13 protein-coding genes and 1 pseudogene are annotated in these 16,868 nt (G+C 69.7%); 11 read left to right on the top strand and 3 right to left on the bottom strand.

Annotated features, from left to right (window positions below; all coding sequences use genetic code 11):
• Positions 1 to 41: 41 nt before the first annotated feature.
• Both MFF26_RS20010 and MFF26_RS20005 read right to left on the bottom strand, forming a co-directional pair.
• The gene (locus tag MFF26_RS20010) at positions 42 to 563 is read right to left on the bottom strand and encodes a GNAT family N-acetyltransferase (RefSeq protein ID WP_137828792.1); all 522 of its coding nucleotides are present in this window, start codon (positions 561 to 563) and stop codon (positions 42 to 44) included.
• Positions 536 to 2,092, bottom strand: coding sequence for an OpgD/OpgG family glucan biosynthesis protein (locus MFF26_RS20005; protein WP_137828791.1), 1,557 nt, complete (start codon positions 2,090 to 2,092; stop codon positions 536 to 538). The genes MFF26_RS20010 and MFF26_RS20005 overlap by 28 nt, the downstream gene beginning before the upstream one ends.
• 836 nt (positions 2,093 to 2,928) lie before the next feature.
• On the opposite strand from MFF26_RS20005, the gene MFF26_RS20000 reads away from it, so the two are divergent.
• From MFF26_RS20000 to MFF26_RS19955, 10 genes and pseudogenes are all read left to right on the top strand, one after another.
• Positions 2,929 to 4,095, top strand: a complete 1,167-nt coding sequence (locus MFF26_RS20000; RefSeq protein WP_137828790.1) for a type III PLP-dependent enzyme — start codon at positions 2,929 to 2,931, stop codon at positions 4,093 to 4,095.
• Between the two features lie 151 nt (positions 4,096 to 4,246).
• A complete protein-coding gene (locus tag MFF26_RS19995) occupies positions 4,247 to 4,804 on the top strand; it encodes a GNAT family N-acetyltransferase (protein WP_137828789.1) in 558 nt (185 codons plus the stop codon).
• 184 nt (positions 4,805 to 4,988) lie between these two features.
• Complete coding sequence (locus MFF26_RS19990; RefSeq protein ID WP_137828788.1) at positions 4,989 to 5,645, top strand: DUF47 domain-containing protein; 657 nt, start codon at positions 4,989 to 4,991, stop codon at positions 5,643 to 5,645.
• Between the two features lie 5 nt (positions 5,646 to 5,650).
• Complete coding sequence (locus MFF26_RS19985) at positions 5,651 to 6,661, top strand: inorganic phosphate transporter (protein WP_137828787.1); 1,011 nt, start codon at positions 5,651 to 5,653, stop codon at positions 6,659 to 6,661.
• A 123-nt stretch (positions 6,662 to 6,784) separates the two neighbouring features.
• Positions 6,785 to 7,933, top strand: coding sequence for a YncE family protein (locus tag MFF26_RS19980; RefSeq protein ID WP_137828786.1), 1,149 nt, complete (start codon positions 6,785 to 6,787; stop codon positions 7,931 to 7,933).
• 301 nt (positions 7,934 to 8,234) lie between these two features.
• Complete coding sequence (locus tag MFF26_RS19975; RefSeq protein ID WP_171015440.1) at positions 8,235 to 8,924, top strand: M41 family metallopeptidase; 690 nt, start codon at positions 8,235 to 8,237, stop codon at positions 8,922 to 8,924.
• 42 nt (positions 8,925 to 8,966) lie between these two features.
• On the top strand, positions 8,967 to 10,601 hold the full coding sequence (locus MFF26_RS19970; protein ID WP_137828784.1) for an OFA family MFS transporter: 1,635 nt from the start codon (positions 8,967 to 8,969) through the stop codon (positions 10,599 to 10,601).
• Positions 10,602 to 11,035: 434 nt separating this feature from the next.
• Positions 11,036 to 13,705, top strand: coding sequence for an excinuclease ABC subunit UvrA (locus MFF26_RS19965; protein ID WP_238308442.1), 2,670 nt, complete (start codon positions 11,036 to 11,038; stop codon positions 13,703 to 13,705).
• 204 nt (positions 13,706 to 13,909) lie between these two features.
• Positions 13,910 to 14,062, top strand: a pseudogene (locus tag MFF26_RS19960) (ABC transporter permease); the annotation flags it as partial.
• Positions 14,056 to 14,838 carry an ABC transporter ATP-binding protein gene (locus tag MFF26_RS19955; protein WP_238308441.1) on the top strand — a complete coding sequence of 261 codons (783 nt, stop codon included), beginning with the start codon at positions 14,056 to 14,058 and terminating at the stop codon, positions 14,836 to 14,838. The pseudogene MFF26_RS19960 and the gene MFF26_RS19955, both read left to right, overlap by 7 nt.
• Before the next feature lie 12 nt (positions 14,839 to 14,850).
• Here the strand turns inward: MFF26_RS19955 and MFF26_RS19950 are convergent, their stop codons facing one another.
• Entirely contained in the window at positions 14,851 to 15,453 is a 603-nt protein-coding gene (locus MFF26_RS19950; protein ID WP_238308440.1) for a TetR/AcrR family transcriptional regulator, read from the bottom strand.
• A gap of 88 nt (positions 15,454 to 15,541) precedes the next feature.
• On the opposite strand from MFF26_RS19950, the gene MFF26_RS19945 reads away from it, so the two are divergent.
• Complete coding sequence (locus tag MFF26_RS19945) at positions 15,542 to 16,798, top strand: efflux RND transporter periplasmic adaptor subunit (RefSeq protein ID WP_238308439.1); 1,257 nt, start codon at positions 15,542 to 15,544, stop codon at positions 16,796 to 16,798.
• Positions 16,799 to 16,868 lie beyond the last annotated feature (70 nt).

The raw sequence follows: 16,868 nt of genomic DNA, 5'->3' as shown, positions 1-16,868 counted from the left end.
ATGAAAGCCCGATCCTGAAGGGCGGTTCCCCCTGCGCCGCTTCAGCGCGGGGCCAACACCTTCTCGTAGCACCACGCTTCCATGCCATCTTCGTAATAGTCGGGCTTGGTGCCGTAGCGGGTATAGCCGTGCCGCTCGTAGAGGCGGATGCCGGCTCCGTTGTCCGCCCGAACCTCCAGGCGCAGGCGTCTGCGGTCGTGGTCGAGGGTATCGGTCTCGGCCGCGTCGAGCAGGAGGCTGCCGAGGCCGTGGCCGGCCCGCGCCGGCGAAACGGCGATCGAGGAGAGCCGGGCGACGAGGCTCGTGCGCCGCCGCTCCAGGGTCGCGGCGCCGACGAGGATCTCCTCGCCCGCATCCTGCGCGACCGCCGCGAGCAGGCTCATGCTAGGCGAGCCGAGAGCATGGCGGATCGCCCGACGCTCGGCTCGGTCGGTGGCGAAGGCCGCGTGTTCCAGGGCTACTAGGGCATCGAGATCGGCGAGCCGGGCCGGCCGGATCGTCACGTCGAGCCCGGCGGGGGCATGGCCGTTGCGGCTCACGCGGCGCTCCAGGGGAAGGTCCATGTCTCGGTCAGCGCCTCGCCACCCTTGTCGCGCAGGAAGGCCCGCAACTCCGTCGTCCCCGGGGCATCGAGGCGTATGTCGACGGCGACGCGGAAACCGCCGATATGCGGGTTCGGCACGATCGAGGTGGCGACGATGCGTCCGATGCTCGCGCTCGCCACGACCTCCGGCGGCGGGGCTCCTGCGGCGCGCCGATCCAGACTGCCCCCGCCGAAATCGATGAGGAAGCGACGGGCGAGGCGGCCATCCGGATCGCCCTCCTTGCGCGGGGCGCCGCTGGCGGCAGGTGTGGCCAGGAAAGTGTTGACCACCTGACCGTTGGGATGAAGATCGCCGGCGCCGATCGCCCGGATCCGGTAGGCGAAGCGTGCCGGCTTACCGGGCGGGAAGGGAATCTTCGGTCGCCAGAAGGCGACGATGTTGTCGGCGGTCTCGTTGTCGGTCGGCAACTCCATCAGGACGACGCTGCCCTCGCCCCAATCGCCCTCGGGTTCGACGAAGTAGCCGGGACGACGCTCGTAACCCGCCTCAAGATCTTGATAGCTGGCAAAGGATCGGTCGCGCTGCATCAGGCCGAAGCCCCGCGGCGAGGCGACGGAGAACGTGGAGATCCGTCGTCCCCCCGGATTGTCCAGCGGCCGCCAGAGCCACTCGCCGGAGCCCGCCGCGATCTGGAGACCGTCCGAATCGTGCAGTTCGGGCCGGTAATCGTCGCTGTGTCCCCGGTCGGTCTCGCCGATGAAGTACATGGAAGTGAGCGGCGCGAGGCCGGCATCGGCCAGCGGCCGACGCGGGAACAGCGTCGCGGTCACCGACACCGTGGTCTGCGCGCCCGGCCGTACGATGAATCGGTAGGCGCCCGCCTGCGATGGCCCGTCGAGAAGCGCGTGGATCGTGCAGGTGCCCGGCTCGCCGTCCGCCTCGATCCAGAATGCGCGGAAGACCGGGAATTCCTCGGGCCCGCCCGCGGCCTCGGTGTTCACCGCCAGGGCGCGCGCCGAGAGGCCGTAGAGCTGGTCCTGGCCGAGGAAGCGGAAGTAGCTCGCGCCGACGAAGACGATCAGCTCGTCGATTACGTCCGGACGGTTGAGGGCGGTGTGAAGGCGAATGCCGGCAAAGCCGAGATCGCCCGGCAGCGGCGCGTCGAGTTTGGTCCGGCCGAAATCGAACAGGGCCGGATCGTACGTGATCGGGGTCGCGGTTCCGTCGCGCACGAGACTGACAGCCACCGGGCGCGGATACAGGAAGCCGAGATGAAACAGCTGGAGCCGGAAGCGCCCGTCGGCGCCGACCCGGAAAGCGCGGTCCGGCCGGAAGCGGATGTCGCGCCACGCGTCGTAATCGAGTTTGGCCAAGATGTCGGGCAGGGGCGGCACGGTCGCGTCGTAGGGCGCGGCGGCGAGGCTTCGGGCCTCGTCCTCGACCGTGGCGAAGCTGAAGGGCCGTGCCTGCCCCAGAGCGGTGATGGGAAGACCGGCCAAGCCGGCGGCGAGGCCTGAGACGACGGCGCGGCGGGACGGCTCGGTCATGACTCCCTGCAGCTCGGCATGTCGGCCCGTATGACGATGCGGGCCAAGCTTCGGCCCGGTTCAATGGACCGTCCGCGCGTCCTTGGAAAGGGCTGCTACCGAACGCTGCGGGGCCATGCCCATGGATCGGGCGGCATCGCCGATGTTCGGGCGAGCGCCGCAGCAGCGTCGGCTCTGCCCCGCCGTCGAGCGGAGCGAGAGGCTCTGAGCCGTGGGATGCGGCCGCCGACGCGTGAGCCCAGCGGCGAAACACCGACTGATGCGGGTCGGCCACAATCGCGTGAGGCTATGGGGAAACGCCGGCTAAAGGTGTGGGAAGCCACTTGTTTCACCCCGTTACGCTGCGTATATCCGCCTCGCCCAATTTCGCACGTGCCTGTGGCCGCGTGCCGGTTGGTGGGCATCCGGTCAACTGCCGGACAGCCGCCAGGGGTCTTAAAGGATCGATGGTCGCAAGGGGTGGATCCCTACGGCCGGCATCCGGGTGGCAACACCAGACCCTAACAACAACCGGCAGCCGGAGGCGAAACCGGCGAACCCCGCTCTCCACGGGGGACGCAGCTTAAAGCAACGACGAACGGGCTTTTTTGGTCTCGTCGGCCCTCCAAAGGCCGACACCGAAGAGGCTTGTTTCTCCTTGCCCGGCGTGCGGTTGGGGTTTCCCCATCCAATCCACGGCAGCTTCCGGGTGCTCTGCACTCGTGGCCGATCCCGCGTCTCCAAAGCGCGTGGACGGACGCGACGCATCGCCCCCTGACGCCGACGATCCCGACGGGTCGTCTCGATTCGATCTCGCGCCCACGGATGGCGCCTCGAACCTGTGGTGGGGACGACCGATGACCGATCGCATCCGCGATTACCTGCGCGCGCGCCGTGACCTCGGCCGGGACGAGGGTCCGGTGATGGTGCTCGACCTTGAGGTCGTGCGCGAGAACTTCTCGCAGTTCGCCCGCGCCCTGCCGGATACCCGCGTGTTCTACGCCGTGAAGGCGAACCCGGCCCCGGAGGTCCTGCGCCTGCTCGCCGAGATGGGCTCCTGCTTCGACACCGCCTCGGTCGCCGAGATCGAGATGGCGCTCGCCGCCGGTGCCACGGCCGAGCGCATCTCCTTCGGCAACACCATCAAGAAGGAGCGCGACGTCGTGCGCGCGCTGAAGCTCGGCATCCGGCTCTTCGCCGTCGATTGCCAGGCCGAGGTGGAGAAGATCGTCCGCGCCGCCGGTGAGGCCGGCGTGACGGCTGCCGACGTGCAGGTCTTCTGCCGCATCCTGTGCGACGGCGCGGGCGCGGATTGGCCCCTCTCGCGCAAGTTCGGCTGCGAGCCGGAGATGGCGGTGAACGTGCTGGAGCACGCCCACCGGCACGGGCTTCATGCCTACGGCGTCTCGTTCCATGTCGGCTCGCAGCAGGCCAACACGGAAGCCTGGGACGGGGCGCTCGCCTCCGCCTCGATGATCTTCCAGGAATGCGCGCTCCGCGGCATCAGCCTGTCGATGGTCAATCTCGGCGGCGGCTTCCCGACCAAGTACCTCAAGGCGGTGCCGGGCGTGGAATCCTACGGCGACGCGATCTTCCGCGCGCTCACCAAGCATTTCGGCAACCGGATTCCCGAGACCATCATCGAGCCGGGCCGGGGCATGGTCGGCAATGCCGGGCTGATCGAGGCGGAGGTGGTGCTGGTCTCCCGGAAGTCCGAGGCCGAGGACGAGGTGCGCTGGGTCTATCTCGATATCGGCAAGTTCGGCGGCCTCGCCGAGACCATGGACGAGTCGATCCGCTACGCCATCCGAACCGACCACGACGAGGACCGCATGAGCCCCTGCGTCGTCGCCGGTCCGACCTGCGACTCGGTCGACGTGCTCTACGAGAAGAATCACTACCCGCTGCCGGTCTCGCTCTCGATCGGCGACAAGGTGTGGATCGAGGGCACGGGCGCCTACACCACGACCTACGCGGCGGTGGCCTTCAACGGCTTCCCGCCCCTCGAGCAGATCGTGATCTGAGCCCGCGCTCAGCCTCCGTTCACGCGTTCCGCGTCAGAAAGCCCGCGCGTCCCACGGGACGCGCCATCGACGTGTCCCGGACGGCCTGCGCCCCGCGCAGGTGCGAGGGCTGTTTCTTCCCGCCGAACGGCGAGTTTGGGAGGGTACGGCCATGATCCAGATCCGTGATGAGATCGCCTCGGACGTCGCCGCGCGCGAGCGCCTGCTCGATGCCTGCTTCGGCCCGGCACGCGTCCTGAAGACCTCGCAGCGCCTGCGCGAGGGCCGTCTGCCCGCGCAGGGCCTCGCCCTGACCGCGACGCGCGGCGAAACCCTCGTCGGCACCGTTCGCCTGTGGGACGTCGCGACCGGCTGCGGCCGTCCGGCTTTGCTGCTCGGCCCGCTCGCGGTCGATCCGGCTCTCCAGGGCGTAGGCCTCGGCGGCGCCCTGATGCGCACGGCGCTCACCCGCGCGGCCGATCTCGGCCACAGCGCCGTGCTGCTCGTGGGCGATGCGCCCTATTACGCCCGCTTCGGCTTCGCGCCGGAACGGGTGGCCGAACTCGCGATGCCCGGCCCGTTCGAGCGCGCGCGCTTCCTCGGGCTCGATCTCGCGCCGGGTGCCCTCGACGGCGCCCTGGGCGTGCTTCACGCCACCGGTCGCCTCGCCCCCCTGCCGGAGATCGCTGCCGAGGTCGCCGGAATCGCGGCACGACGACAGGCCGCTTGAGACCGCGCCGTCGGCCTGAGCGACGGAGCTTCGGTCGGGCGGCGGGGCTTCGCTTCGCCCCTTCCTGGCATCGTGGGGGCTCCGCATTGCGGAGCCACCGGAGCCGCACCGAGTCCCACCCCTCGCTCGACGTTAGCCGGCTTCTATATGGTGGCCCTAGGGTCGCCGGAGGCGCAGGTCGGGAATGCTGGGCTGGTTTCGCGCTTTGATGCCGCGAGAGGATCGCTTCTTCGACCTCTTCGAGCGTCACTCTCACACCCTGATCGCCGCCGCCGAGGCACTGCACGGCGTGTTGCAGGGTGGAAACGACGTGTCGCGCCATTGCCAGACCGTCGTCGAACAGGAACGCGAGGCCGACGCGATCACCGCCGAGGTTCTGCTCGCCGTGCGCCGTAGTTTCATCACCCCCTTCGACCGCGGTGACATCAAGGACTTGATCCAGTCGATGGACGATGCCGTCGACCAGATGAATAAGACGGTCAAGGCGATCCAGCTCTACGAATTGCGGTCGTTCGATCCGCTGATGCAGGAGATGGGCGGCACGGTCGTCGAGGCCGCGCGGCTTACCGTCGAAGTGGTGCCGTTGCTCAGCGCGGTCGGCACCCACGCGGCCCGCATCAACCAGATCACCGAAGCGATCACCCGAGTCGAGGGTCGCTCCGACGACCTCGAGCAGCGCGGCCTGAAGCGCCTCTACCAAGCCCATCGCCAGGATGGCGGGGACGGCGACGCCATGGCCTACATCATCGGGGCCGAGATCTACGGACATCTGGAGGACGTCGTTGATCGCTTCGAAGATGTCGCCAACGAGATCAGTGGCATCGTGATCGAGAACGTGTGACGCGCATGGACACCGCCACGCTCGCGCTGCCCTACCTGATCGCCCTCATCGGGATCGCACTGCTCTTCGATTTCCTCAACGGCCTGCACGACGCGGCGAACTCCATTGCCACTATTGTCTCGACCCGCGTGCTGCGCCCGCAATACGCGGTGCTCTGGGCAGCCTTCTTCAACTTCATCGCGTTCCTGTTCTTCGGCCTGCACGTGGCGCAGACGCTCGGCACGGGGATCGTCGATGCCGGCATCGTCGATCCGCAGGTGATCCTCAGCGCGCTGATCGGCGCCATCGTCTGGAACGTGGCGACCTGGATCTTCGGAATTCCGTCGAGCTCTTCGCACGCTCTGATCGGCGGCCTCGTCGGCGCCGGCATCACCAAGGCCGGTCCGAGCGTCGTCGTCTGGTCCGGTCTCGGCAAGACCGTGGCGGCCATCGTGCTCTCGCCGCTGCTGGGCTTCATTCTGGCGCTGCTGCTCGTTCTCGCCGTGTCGTGGGCCTGCGTGCGGGCGACGCCGTTCGGGGTGGATCGCACGTTCCGCGGACTGCAATTCGTCTCGGCCTCGCTCTACTCGCTCGGGCATGGCGGCAACGACGCCCAGAAGACGATGGGCATCATCGCGGTGCTGCTCTACGCGCAGGGGCATCTCGGGAACGACTTCCACGTCCCGCTCTGGGTGGTGCTGGCCTGCCAATCCGCGATGGCACTAGGCACCCTCTCGGGCGGCTGGCGCATCGTGCACACGATGGGTTCGCGCATCACCCGGCTCAACCCGATGCAGGGCTTCTGCGCCGAGACCGGCGGCGCCATCACCCTGTTCCTCGCCACCTGGCTCGGCGTGCCGGTCTCGACGACCCACACCATCACGGGGGCCATCGTCGGTGTCGGCGCGGCGCGGCGCGCCTCGGCGGTACGCTGGGGCGTGGCCGGCAACATCGTGATCGCCTGGGTGGTCACCCTGCCGGCCGCCGCGGGAATCGCCGCAGGCTGCTATCTGCTCACGACACTCGTCGCGCCTTGAGGCGTCGCGGTGCCGCAAGGCGCGGCGGTCGACGGTCGGGCCGCAGGCCGGCACAAAGATGAGGAGAAGACTGTTCCGGCGGGCCGGCAGGGGGAAGCGATGCGGGGCGGCGGATTCTGGGCCATGGGCCTGCTCTCGGTCCTTCTGCTGGCCGGGGAATCCCGGGCCGCGGAGGGGCGGGCCTTCCTGATCGCGGGCCTCGACGGAAAGACGTTCTTCCGGCGCGAGGGCTCGGTGAACGGGCCGAACGGGCATGACGGGCTCGCCGTCATCGACATCTCGGATCCGGCTCGGCCGCGTCTCGCCCACGTGCTGGGGCTGGACACCTCGGTCTACGGGCCGCCGACCAACCTGCAGATCACACCGGACGGCCGCCTCGGCCTGATCACCAGCCCCGTGACCATGCGGCAGGAGGGCGAGAACTGGTGGGCGCAGGCCGATGACCGCCTGCACGTGGTCGATCTCGCGGCCGAACCGCCTGTGCTGATCGAGACGATCCGCGTCGGCCGGCAGCCCTCGGGGCTGGCGATCGCCAGAGCCGGCGGTGTCGCGCTAGTCGCCAACCGGGAGGGCCGCAGCGTGTCGGTCCTGGCGATCGGTGATCGGACCGTGCGCGTCGTGGCCGAGGTGGATGTCGGGGCGGAGGCTGCCGCCGTGGCCCTCGCGCCGGATGGGCAGCGCGCCTATGTGGCCAAGAACAAGTCCGGCACGATCGGCGTCCTCACCCTCACGGACGGACAGTGGCGCTACGATCCCGCCCTCGACATGCCGGTGGGGCCTGGCACCTACGGCCTGGAGGTGACGCCGGACGGGGCCTTCGCGCTCTCCGGCAACACCGGCCCCGCGCCGAGCGACGGCCATGCCGACACCGTCGCGCTGATCCGGGCCGACCCCGCGCGGCCGGTCGTGCTCGATCATCTCGGGGTCGGCGATACCGCCGAGACCCTCGCGATCAGCCCGGACGGGCGTCATGCGGCCATCGCCGTCGTGAAGGGTTCCGCGGCGGCACAGGCGAGCCCCGCCTACACGCCCGGCAGCGCCGCTGTGCTGGTGGCGATCCGGCCCGAGGGACGGCTGCGCTTCCTCGGCGAGGCCCCCGCCGGTGCCGTGGTCCAGGGCATCGCCTTCGATCCGAGCGGGGAATACGTCTATATCGGCAACTACACCGATCGCAGTCTCGGCGTGTATCGCATCGAGGGGGATGCGATCCGGGATACGGGCTTCCGCCTCGCGCTGCCGGGCCAGCCGGCCTCCCTGCGCGGCAGGCCTTGAGAGGGAGTGCCGCGGGCATTCTGCATCGCCGAAGGCACGCCCTCCGTTAAAAAATCACGCAAAACGCATCAGCGTCCGTATGGCCGAGACAGACACTGACCATCGCTTGTTTACATGACAGGTTTCGCGGGCTGTAGGCTTCAGACTCACAACCAGTCGCTGACGGTTGCGGCGAGGCCAAAGGCGGCAAAATCATTGGTCGCCGAGCGGTCGTAGCGCGTGGCGTGCCCGAAGCGCGGCAAGGCGGCAGGCGCGCGCACGCGTCCTCGACGACATTCTGGCCGAAATCCGGCAGGGGCGCGTGCCACTGACGGGTGGGGCCCGTCACCGCGCCGCGATCCACGAGGTTGGTCATGCGGTCGTCAGCCGCGCGCTCGACATCGGGTCCAACATCGATCTCTCCATCCACGACGGCGGAAGCGAGTTGATGCTGGAGCACGCGATCGGCGGCGATGCGACACTGCCGCAACTCGATGCCATCCTCGAAATTGCACTGGTCGGACGCGTGGCGGAGGAGATTGCGTTCGATACCGGTTCGATCGCAGTCGGCTTGGGATCGGGGTCGGATCTCGCGCGAGCAACGAAGATCGCGCGCGACATCAAGTGGCGGTTCGGGCTCGGCAGTTTCGGCCCGATCCATTTTGAGGCCTCGACCAGCGATCTGTTACGGGTCAGTGAGCTGCTTGGGCCGGGGCTCCGCGGCTGCGACCTACCTCATGCTCACCGTCACAAGACGTTGCATCGGCTTCATGGTCACGCGGATCGAACCAGAGAGGCGCACGCCGTTGGTCGGAGCGATCGCACGCGAATCCGACGCGGCCGGGCGGCACGGTCGGCGGTCGAAATGTCCAAATCCCACCCCGGGACAACATCTAGTGATGGACAAAATGTCCGTGAGCAGGGGCTCGCGAAACCTTTTAAGATATTGGATACATTCAGTAAAATCGGAATTGATAGTCTGGCTTGGACATTGCTGACGGGTGTCTCGTGATGCGGCAGAGACCGCACCCGAGAACATACGCCAGGAGGACACATGTCGGTCAGTCTCGCAGCGGGCCCAAGCTTTCTCAGTCGCGAGCGCACGGTCGCCGCGCCGAGCTTCAATCGTTGGCTGGTACCGCCGGCGGCGTTGGCGATCCACCTCTGCATCGGCATGGCCTACGGCTTCAGCGTGTTCTGGCTGCCGCTCTCGCGCGCCGTCGGCATCACCCAGCCGGTTGCCTGCCCGGCCGAGATGGGCTTCCTCGCCGGTCTCGTCGCTTCGGACTGCGACTGGAAGATCAGCCAGCTCGGCTGGATGTACACGCTCTTCTTCGTGCTGCTCGGCTGCTCCGCGGCGGTCTGGGGCGGCTGGCTGGAGCGCGCCGGGCCGCGCAAGGCCGGCCTGGTCTCGGCCCTGTGCTGGTGCGGCGGCCTTCTGATCTCCGCACTCGGCGTCTACTGGCACCAGCTCTGGATGCTGTGGCTCGGCTCCGGCGTGATCGGCGGCATCGGTCTCGGGCTCGGGTATATCTCGCCGGTCTCGACGCTGATCAAGTGGTTCCCCGACCGGCGCGGCATGGCCACCGGCATGGCGATCATGGGCTTCGGCGGCGGCGCGATGATCGGCGCGCCGCTGGCCGACTGGCTGATGCGCCAGTTCGCGAGCCCGACTTCGGTGGGCGTGTGGCAGACCTTCGTGGCGATGGCCGTCATCTACGCCGTGTTCATGACGGCCGGGGCGCTGGGTTACAGGGTGCCGCGGGAGGGCTGGAAGCCCGCGGGCTGGACCCCGCTCGCGACCGCCAAAAGCGCGATGGTCTCGTCGCGCAACGTCGATCTCGGCGTCGCGACGCGCACGCCGCAATTCTGGCTGATCTGGGCCGCGCTCTGCCTCAACGTCTCGGCTGGTATCGGCGTCATCGGCATGGCCTCGCCGATGCTGCAGGAGGTGTTCGGCGGCCGTCTCATCGGCCTCGACGTGCCCTTCGGTCAGCTCGACGCCGCGCAGAAGGCGCAGATCGCAGCGATCGCTGCCGGCTTCACCGGGCTGCTCAGCCTGTGCAACATCGGCGGGCGCTTCCTCTGGGCGACTTCCTCGGACCGGCTTGGTCGCAAGCTCACCTTCGCAATCTTCTTCCTGCTCGGCATGGTGCTCTACGCCGCAGTGCCGACGCTGGCGGGGCTTGGCACGACGCTGCTCTTCGTGCTGGCCATGGGCGTCATCATCTCGATGTATGGCGGCGGCTTCGCGACGGTGCCGGCCTACCTCGCCGACATGTTCGGGACCAAGATGGTCGGCGCGATCCACGGCCGGCTGCTGACCGCCTGGGCGACCGCGGGCATCCTCGGCCCGGTGCTGGTGAACTATCTGCGCGAATACCAGCTAGCGGCGGGTCTCCCCAACGCGCAGGCCTACAATCAGACCATGCACATCCTCGCCGGGCTCTTGGTGCTGGGCCTGATCTGCAACCTGCTGATCCGCCCGGTGGCGGCCCGGCATTACATGGCGGAGGAGACGGCGCCCGTGGCCACCGGCCCCGAGGCGCAGGGTGCGCTCGCCGCCACGCCGATGGCCGAGCGCACGTCCGCGCCGGCTCTCGTCGTGCTGGCCTGGGCCGCCGTCGGCCTGCCGCTCGCAGCCGGTGTGCTGATCACCATCCAGAAGGCGGCGATCCTGTTGCACTGACCCGTGCCTGCGACCCGCCAGCAGGTTGCCGGCGGGTCGGTGATGCTTTGGTTTGTGCCCTGATGGCTCGTCCGTCCGGTATCACACGTAGGATCGATCCAGGTACCACGTCGGCCAGCCGACACCATCTGGAGTTACCTCGACACACGGACGCGTCGCTTGAGGTGGACGGCCTCAATTGAGTTCAATGGCGCTCTAACGTGGCGCTCGTCGGCGTTCGAGAGCAGGACGGCCTCTCGGAGTGGAGCCCCTGCCGAACCGGGCATAGAGCGGGCAGGTGTCTCGAGCGGGCCGCATGCACGGCTCGCTCAAACCCATTGACGATCCGGTGATGTGGAGGCTGATCACACCGATGGAGGAGCAGCGACCGGGCCCAGGCAGACTGCGCGCAACGTCCGGTCGCTGGCGGGATGGGACCCGGCGAGAGGAAATTGATGGACCAGCCGAAGCCTAGGGAATTGGTCAGGATCGCTCGATCAGGCGCGGGACGGCCGGGTTTCGTCACGGTGAAGGGCGCCAGGGAGCACAATCTGCGCGATGTCGACGTAGAGTTGCCGCGCGACGCCCTCGTGGTGTTCACGGGCGTCTCCGGCTCCGGCAAGTCATCGTTGGCCTTCGGCACGCTCTACGCCGAGGCGCAAAGGCGCTACTTCGAATCGGTCGCACCCTACGCACGGCGAATGATCGACCAAGTCGGCGTGCCCGACGTCGACGCCATCGAGGGGCTTCCCCCCGCGGTCGCCCTCCAGCAGCAACGCGGCACGCCGAGCGCCCGCTCCTCGGTCGGCAGCGTCACCACCCTGTCGAGCCTCGTGCGGATGATGTACTCGCGCGCCGGCACCTACCCGCCGGGCCAGCCGATGCTCTACGCGGAAGACTTCTCGCCCAACACGCCGCAGGGCGCCTGCCCGTCCTGCGGCGGGCTCGGGCGGATCTATCGGGCGACGGAAGCCTCGATGGTCCCCGACCCCTCGCTGACGATCCGCGAGCGGGCGGTCGCGGCCTGGCCGCAGGCCTGGGGCGGGCAGAACCTGCGCGACATCCTGGTCAGCCGCGGCGTCGATGTCGATACGCCCTGGAAGGACCTGCCGCGGGCGCTGCGGGACTGGATCCTGTTCACCGACGAGCAGCCGCAGGAGCCGGTCTATGCCGGACTGACCCCTGCGCAGACGCAGGCCGCCCGCCGACGCCGGCTGGAGCCGAGCTACATGGGCACCTTCACGAGCGCCCGTCGCCACGTGCTCGGCACCTTCACCACCTCCCAGAGTGCGCTCATGCGCCGCCGCGCCGCGCGTTATCTCGTGAGCGAGGATTGCCCGACCTGCCATGGCAAGCGCCTGAAGCCCGAGGCGCTCTCGGTCACCTTCGCCGGGTACGACATCGGCGAGCTATCGCGCATGACGCTATCCGACTTGGCGGAGGCGATGCGGCCCGCGGCCGAGGACCGGCTCCCCGACGAGGACACCACCCCGACGACGCTCGACCGCGACGCCGCCCGGCAGGACCGCGCCCGACGTGCCGCTGCGGGCGCCTCGGCGCACAAAGGCGCGCCGGACGTGCGCGTGACGCCCAATCTCTCGATCGAGAAGCGCCTCGCCGCCCAGCGGCTAGCTGCCGACCTCGTCGACCGGATCGGGACGCTGACCGAACTCGGCCTCGGCTACCTCTCGCTCGACCGGGTCACCACGACCCTGTCGTCGGGCGAGCTGCAGCGCCTGCGGCTGGCCACGCAGCTGCGCTCGCAGCTCTTCGGCGTGGCCTACGTGCTCGACGAGCCGACCGCCGGGCTGCACCCGGCCGACGGCGACGCGATGCACAATGCGCTGGCCGGGCTCCTCGCCGCGGGCAATTCGCTGTTCGTCGTCGAGCACGACATCGGCACGATGCGCCGGGCCGACTGGCTTGTCGATGTCGGCCCGGCCGCGGGCGAGCACGGCGGCACCGTGCTCTACAGCGGCCCGCCGGAGGGGCTCCGGGACATCGAAGCGTCGCGCACGCGGCTGCACCTGTTCGGACTGGCCGAGCCGCCCCGGCGCCCGCGCCGCGAACCCTCGGGCTGGCTGCGCTTGGAAGGCATCGTCCGCAACAACCTGAACGGGATCTCGGCCGCGTTCCCCCTCGGCTGCTTCACCGCCGTGACCGGCATCTCGGGCTCCGGCAAGTCGAGCCTCGTCAGCCAAGCCCTGCTCGAACTCGTCGGCGACCGCCTCGGGCGCCCGGTCGAGACCGACGACGAGCCGGACGATCCGCTCGACGCGGCGCCGGGCCCGACCGAGGGGCGCATCGTCGGCGGCATGGAGGGCGTCCGTCGCCTCGTGAAGGTCGATCAGAAGCCGATCGGGCGCACGCCGCGCTCGAACCTCGCGACCTATACCGGCCTGTTCGACGCCGTGCGCAGGCTGTTCGCCGGCACGCCCGAGGCGCAACGCCGCCGCTACGACGCCGGCCGCTTCTCCTTCAACGTCGCCAAGGGCCGCTGCCCGGCCTGCGAGGGCGAGGGCTTCGTCAGCGTCGAATTGCTGTTCATGCCGAGCGTCTACGCTCCCTGCCCGACCTGCCACGGCACCCGCTACGCGCCCGAGACGCTGGAGGTGACCTGGAACGGGCTCTCGATCGCCGACGTGCTCGGGCTGACCGTCGAGCGCGCCTGCGCGGCCTTCGCGGACGAGCCCTCCGTGCTGCGCCCGCTCGCCGTGCTGCGCGATCTCGGCCTCGGCTACCTGCGCCTGGGCCAGCCCGCGACCGAACTCTCCGGCGGCGAGGCCCAGCGCATCAAGCTCGCGACCGAATTGCAGCGGGGCCAGCGCGGGGGCACGCTCTACGTCCTCGACGAGCCGACGACCGGGCTGCACCCGACCGACGTGGACCGCCTGATGCTCCAGCTCAACGGCTTGGTCGATGCGGGCAACACGGTCGTCATGGTCGAGCACGACATGCGCGTCGTGGCGAGCGCCGATCACGTCATCGATGTGGGGCCCGGCGCCGGAGGCCTGGGCGGCATGGTTGTGGCGGCCGGCCGTCCCGAGGTGGTGGCGAAGGCGCGGGCGAGCCGCACGGCGGCGTATCTGCGGGAGGAACTCGAAGCCTACGCAAGCGAGGGCTGACCGCCCCGGCGGCCCTGACGCACCTTGTCGATTCGGTGCGTCACGGCTCCGAGCATCGGTTCCGGAACCGAGAGCAGACGCTTCACGCGGCCCCCCGCTCGCGAGCGTCTGATCGGCAAGCACGAGGGAATTCGCGTTGTCGGCCCACTATCCGGTCGACCCCTACGGCGTTCTCCGTAGCATGTTCGGCAAGGTCGTCGGGAGTGGTACCTGCAATGGGCCCAGGGCTGGGCGGCCTACGCCAACCTCTACGCCGCGCTGATCGTGATGGCGCTGATGTGCTCGGGCCTCATCAGCCTGCTGTTTCGCTTACGCGACCGGGTGCTCTCCTGGCAGAAGGGGCTGGTGCAATGGTAGCCGCGACGCTCGAACGCCCCATTGCCGCCGTGGCCGGATCGCGCCTCGCGGTCGAGGCCGTCTCGCACGCCTTCGACATCCGCGGCACGGCGCTGCCCGTCCTCGACCGCATCTTGCTCGACGTGGCGCCGGGTGGCTTCGTGGCCCTGCTCGGCCCCTCCGGCTGCGGCAAGTCCACCCTGTTGCGCCTCGTCGCCGGGCTGGAGCCGCCGGAGGCGGGCCGCATCGCCGTCGATGGACGGCGGGTCGAAGGCCCCGATCCGTCGCGCCTCCTCGTGTTCCAGGACCCGACGCTCTATCCCTGGCGGACGGTGCAGGGGAATGTGAGGCTCGGGCTTGAGGCCCGCGGCGTTGCGAAACCGGAGCGCGCAGCAAAGGTCGAGGCGGCGTTGCGCCTCGTCGGGCTCGACGGCTTCGCCGAGGTGTTTCCCCACCAGCTCTCCGGCGGCATGGCGCAGCGCGCGGCGCTGGCCCGCGCGCTGGTGAACGCGCCGCGCCTGCTGCTGCTCGACGAGCCGCTCGGCAAGCTCGACGCCCTGACCCGGCTCGCGCTGCAGGCCGAGATCCTGCGGCTCTGGCAGGAGACACGCTTCACCGCTCTCCTCGTCACCCACGACGTGGAGGAAGCCCTGGTGCTGGCCGAGCGGGTGATCGTGCTCTCCGACCGCCCGGCGGCGATCCGCGCGGACCTCCCCGTCGATCTGCCCTACCCGCGCCACCGCGACGACCCCGAACTGGTGCGCCTGCGCCGCACGATCCTCGGCCAACCGATCTGATCGGCGGACCCCTCAGGACGATGCGTCCCGCTTCGGGAAGGCGCTGAGCGAGACCCGCGCCACCTCCCGCAGGGCCTCGCGGTCGGCGCCGGAAGAGGCCAGGACGCCCATGCCCGAGGCGACGGTCGAGAGGAAGCGGGCCAGCGCCGCCGGGTCGGCCTCCGGGCTGAGATCGCCGTCGTGCCGGGCCTGGACGAAGCGCTCGCGCAACTCCGCCTCGCCCTGGGCGCGCCGCGCGGCCAGCTCGAACGGGATGTTCTCCGAGCCCTCGCCGCAGGCGAGCCCGCCCTGGACCAGCAGGCAGCCGGGCGGGTTGGCCGGATCGGTGTGGCTCTCGGCGATGCTGCTCAGGAACCGCACCGCCACCTCGCGCGCCGTCGGGCCCGCCAGGACGTAGTGCATATGCGCCGAGCGGCGCTGCGCGTAGCGGTCGAGGGCGGCCTTGAGCAGGCCCTCCTTGCTGCCGAAAGCCGCGTAGAGGCTCGGCGGCTTGATGCCCATCGCCTTGGTCAGCATCGCGAGGCTCGCCCCGTCGTAGCCGTGGCGCCAGAACACCTCCATTGCCTCGTCGAGGGCCTTGTCCGCGTCGAACGACCGGGGCCGTCCCATCGCCATTGTCTGCCGGCTCCAACTTTTGTATCGAGTGATAGATAAGTCTCTTGACGTTCCGCGTCCATACCGACATGTGTAGTGAACCCTACAGATGTTGGAGCCGGCCGTGGACCCTCATCGCGACACTTCCCTGACCCGTTTCCTCTTCCGGCGCAGCGCCGGAGTCGGTTTGGCCCTCGCCCTGCTCGCGGGTGGCTCCTACCACTTCGCCTCCGGTCCGCTGCTCAAGGGAACACCGGCGGTCGCGGCGACGCCCCAGCCCGAGCCCGCCGCACCTGCCGCGGTCGCTACGATCGAACCGCGCGAGGTCGTTCTCTGGGACGAGTTCTCCGGTCGGCTGGAGGCGGTCGAGCGCATCGACGTGCGGGCCCGCGTCGGTGGCGCGATCCAGGCGACGCACTTCGTCGAGGGCGATCTGGTCAAGGCCGGTGACCTTCTCGTCACCATCGATCCGGCGCCCTACGCCGCGGAGGTCCAGCGCCTGGAGGCCCAGGTCGCGGGTGCCGAGGCGCGCGTGGCGCTGACCGCGAGCGATCTCGATCGCGGGCGCCGGCTGTCCGACCAGCAGATCGTCACTGCGCGCGACCTCGACGTGCGCGCCAATGCGTTCCGGGAGGCGAAGGCCGGCCTCGACGGGGCGAAGGCGGCCCTGGAGGCGGCCCGGCTCAGCTTGAGCTACACGCAGGTGCGGGCGGCGGTGAGCGGGCGCGTCGGCCGCCGCGAGATCACGCCGGGCAACCTCGTGGCGACCGGCGCCGGGGCTGCGGTGCTCACCACCCTCGTCTCGGTCGATCCGGTCTACGCAAGCTTCGACGCGGACGAGACCGTCGTCCTCAAGGCGCTCGCCTCCATCGCCGGCCCCGCGGGGACGCGCGGCAAGCTCGACCGCATCCCGGTCGAGATGGTGACGGCGGCGGGCACCCGCGCCCGCGGCCATCTCCAGTTCATCGACAACAGGGTCGATGCCCGCAGCGGCACGGTGCGAGTGCGCGCCACCTTCGCCAACGGCGACGGGCACCTCATCCCCGGCCAGTTCGCGCGGATGCGGCTCGGCCAAGTGGCGCCCGAGCGGCTGATCCTCGTGGACGAGCGGGCGGTGGGCACCGATCAGGACAAGAAGTTCGTCCTCGTCGTCGGAGCGGACGACCGCGCCGCGTTCCGCGCCGTCACCCTCGGACGCGCCGTCGAGGGACTGCGCGTCGTGACCTCCGGCCTGTCGGCCGGCGAGCGCATCGTCGTCAACGGCCTGCAGCGCATCCGCCCCGGAACGCTCCTGCGGCCCGAGGCCGTGGCGATGGGCCAGCGCACGCCCGGCGCCAGCCAGCTCGCCAGCGCCGAAGCGCCGTAGCCTCCAGTCCTTTCCCCCACTCCCGATCCGACCCGCGCGACCGCCCCTTCGGCGGCCGCCCGACGCCTCG

The sequence above is a fragment of the Methylorubrum suomiense genome (genome assembly GCF_022179765.1).
Taxonomy (GTDB): Bacteria; Pseudomonadota; Alphaproteobacteria; order Rhizobiales; family Beijerinckiaceae; genus Methylobacterium; species Methylobacterium suomiense.
Note: the sequence above shows the minus strand (reverse complement) of the source record. Positions and strands in the feature narration are given on the sequence as shown.